Annotated in this window: 3 protein-coding genes; 2 read left to right on the plus strand and 1 reads right to left on the minus strand. The window is 34.8% G+C overall.

Going from position 1 to position 3,337, the window contains the following annotated elements:
* A partial coding sequence (locus tag ACOYLP_RS11460) for a DUF349 domain-containing protein (protein WP_422856306.1) occupies window positions 1–1,453 on the plus strand: 1,453 nt, incomplete at its 5' end.
* Between the two features lie 122 nt (window positions 1,454–1,575).
* On the opposite strand, the gene trxB is transcribed toward ACOYLP_RS11460, so the two are convergent.
* Complete coding sequence (gene trxB, locus ACOYLP_RS11465) at window positions 1,576–2,523, minus strand: thioredoxin-disulfide reductase (RefSeq protein ID WP_422856307.1); 948 nt, start codon at window positions 2,521–2,523, stop codon at window positions 1,576–1,578.
* A gap of 152 nt (window positions 2,524–2,675) precedes the next feature.
* On the opposite strand from trxB, the gene ACOYLP_RS11470 reads away from it, so the two are divergent.
* Window positions 2,676–3,125 carry a hypothetical protein gene (locus ACOYLP_RS11470; protein WP_422856308.1) on the plus strand — a complete coding sequence of 150 codons (450 nt, stop codon included), beginning with the start codon at window positions 2,676–2,678 and terminating at the stop codon, window positions 3,123–3,125.
* The last annotated feature ends 212 nt before the right edge of the window (window positions 3,126–3,337 follow it).

Genomic DNA, 3,337 nt, shown 5'->3' on the forward strand with positions numbered 1-3,337 from the left:
CCAAAGTTTACAAAACAATCTAAAAGCTAATTTAGAAAACAGGTTGGCTATAGTAGAGGAATTGAAAAATCTAATTCACAGTCAGGATAACATTCCGGTTACTTTAAAGAAATTTAATGACATCAGAGACCGATGGAAAGTGGCGGGACCAATTCCGAAAGACAAATACAACCACGTATGGAATAATTATCACTTTCATTTAGAGAATTTTTATGATGTACTTCACTTGGACAGAGAAATCCGTGATCTAGATTTTAAACACAATTTGGTTCAAAAGCTCAAAATTATTGATCGTGTTGAAGAATTAGTTAAAGAAGAAGATATCAATAAAGCTTTCCGTGAATTACAGGATTTACACCGAATTTGGAAAGAAGATATTGGACCCGTTTCAAGAGATAAACGTGAGGAGATTTGGAACAGATTCAGTGAGTTAACCAAACAAATGCACGACAAACGCGAAGAATTGTTTGAAAAACTTCGTGAAGTAGAAACAGCTAATCTGGTAAAGAAAAAAGAAATAATTGCTCAAATAGAAGTATTAGCACAAGAAAAAGTAAACTCTCATACAGCTTGGTTAGGTCAGATTGAGAAGGTTGAAGCATTTCGCAATCAGTTCTTTGGTACAGGAAAAGTTCCATCGGAAGTTACAGACCAAACTTGGACCGAATTTAAAAATGCGGTTAGAAGTTTCAACATATTGAAAAACTCTTTCTATAAAGATATTAAGAAAGACCAAAATGATAATCTTTCTAAAAAACAAGCCTTAGTTGCAAAAGCAATTGAGTTGAAAGACAGTACCGATTTTGCAGCAACGACTCCCCTTTTTAAACAAATTCAGGAGGAATGGAAGACAATTGGTCATGTTCCAAGAAAATTTTCTGATAAACTATGGGGAGAATTCAGAGGTGCTTGTAACGAATATTTTGAAAAGCTAAAAGAACAAAAATCGGAAGCAAATGCAGAAGAAATCGAAGCTTTTGAAAAGAAAAAATCGTATTTAGAAACCATAAAATCTTTTGAACTTACAGGTGAGCATAAAGCAGATTTGGATGCCATCAAAGCACATATCGAAACCTGGAAAAGTTTTGGTAAAGTTCCTTTTGCGCGCCGACATATCGAAGGTAAATTCAATAAAATTCTGGATGCGTTATTTGAAAAGTTAAGCTCAAGCAAAAAAGATAATGAAATGGCGCGCTATGCTAATCGATTGGATAATCTGTCGGGGGCAGAGAATTCAAGAAAATTAGATAATGAAAAAGTTTTCATCATTCGTAAAATTGAGGAAGTACAAAGCAGTATTTTTCAATTGGAGAATAACATTCAGTTTTTTGGAAGAGCCAAAGCAGATAATCCGATGGTGAAAGAAGTAATGAGAAATATTGAAAAACAAAAAGAAGAATTAGCCACCTGGAAAGAAAAGCTAAAACAACTTAAAAGTATCAAATCAGAGTAAAACAAAAAATCCCGACGAGTTCCAAAAACCAGACGGGTTTTTTTTTTAATATAACAAATATGTTCTCTGTTAACTAATTAGTTAAATTCGTAATTCGTAATTCGTAATTCGTAATTCGCAATTTATTCTAAAGATGCCAAATAACGTTCTGCATCCAAAGCTGCCATACAACCAGTTCCTGCAGCAGTAATCGCTTGACGGTATACATGATCAGCAGCATCACCACCAACAAAAACGCCTTTAACATTAGTTTTTGAAGTTCCCGGTTCGTTAATTATATAGCCAGTTTCATCTAAATTTAAATAGTCTGCAAAAATATCCGTGTTTGGTTTGTGACCAATTGCCACAAAGAAACCTATAGCGGGAATGTCAAAAATTTCATTAGTTGTTTTATTTTTTGCCTTCACCGCAGTCACCACTTGACCATCACCCAATACTTCAACCGTATCATGATTCATCAGGATAGTAATATTTTCCGTTTTGCGAACCCGTTCTTCCATTATTTTAGAAGCTCTGAATTTTTCGCTTCTAACTAACATGGTTACTTTTTTACACAATTTTGATAAATAATGTGCTTCTTCACAAGCCGAATCACCGGCACCAACAATTACTACTTCCTGATTTCTATAAAAGAAACCATCGCAAACCGCACAAGCAGATACGCCACCACCCATTTGCAGATAATGTTGCTCTGAAGGCAATCCCAAATATTTAGCAGAAGCACCTGTGGAAATAATTACGGTTTCAGCATGAATTTCTTTAGTATCGTTAATCCAAACTTTATGAATATTTCCTGAGAAATCAACTTTGGTTGCCCAGCCATCACGAACATCTGTTCCAAAACGTTTCGCTTGCTCCATAATATTAATCATCATTTCCGGGCCAGTTATTCCTTCAGGATTACCAGGCCAATTCTCAACTTCATTAGTCGTAGTTAATTGTCCACCAGGTTGTGTTCCCTGATATAAAACCGGGTTCATATTTGCTCTCGCTGCATATATTGCGGCTGTGTAACCCGCAGGTCCCGAACCTATAATTAAGCATTTAATTTTTTCTATTGTGTCAGACATAATTGTATTTTTTTTGCATACAAAGTTAACTTTTTATGGCTTTTATTTCCTAACAACCTAAATAGTAATTAACAATCTTAGCATAAAAATTGGTGATTTCTTCCCTCTTAAGAATTAATTTTTTTAATTTTGAAACAAACAACAATTATAAAATGAAAAAAACTATAACTTCAACCTTGCTACTACTTGTAACATTCCTGTTTATAAGTTGCTCGAGCAGTGATGATAATTTCGATAGTGCAACGTTCCAAAAAGTTCAAGGAAAATGGAAACTAACAAGTTACTTTACTGATGCACCTTTTGATTCAGATGGTAATCCTTTAGACCTGAATATAAGTAATGGATACGAATTAGAACTAAAACCAAATAAGACTTTCACCTCTAATGAAATTGCAGGATTTACAGGAGGTACTTACACCGTCCTAAAAACACCTGGCACAAACCTAAGATTGGTTTACAAAAACGAAACCCAGAAACTAATTAGGTATAAATACATACTATATATAGATGAAAATCAGTTAGATGTCAGTTATTCGGAGATTACTCCAATAAATGATGAAGCGATTTTTTATGAATTCCTTACACTGACACGTGTTCCTTAACCAGATTACTCAGTGATCCTGAATTTGGGCTCTAGTACTTGTAAATCTTATAGCGCTTTCAGCGCGATGTATTTTTTATTTGAAAAAAATTGAACAAGCGAGCTTGGCTATTTCTTCCAAATAAAAAATCCTTTCTGCAATTGCAAAAAGGATTTACTGGTCGGGGTGGCAGGATTCGAACCTGCGGCCTCCTGCTCCCAAAGCAGGCGCGA

The organism is Flavobacterium sp. (assembly GCF_049318325.1).
Lineage (GTDB): Bacteria > Bacteroidota > Bacteroidia > Flavobacteriales > Flavobacteriaceae > Flavobacterium.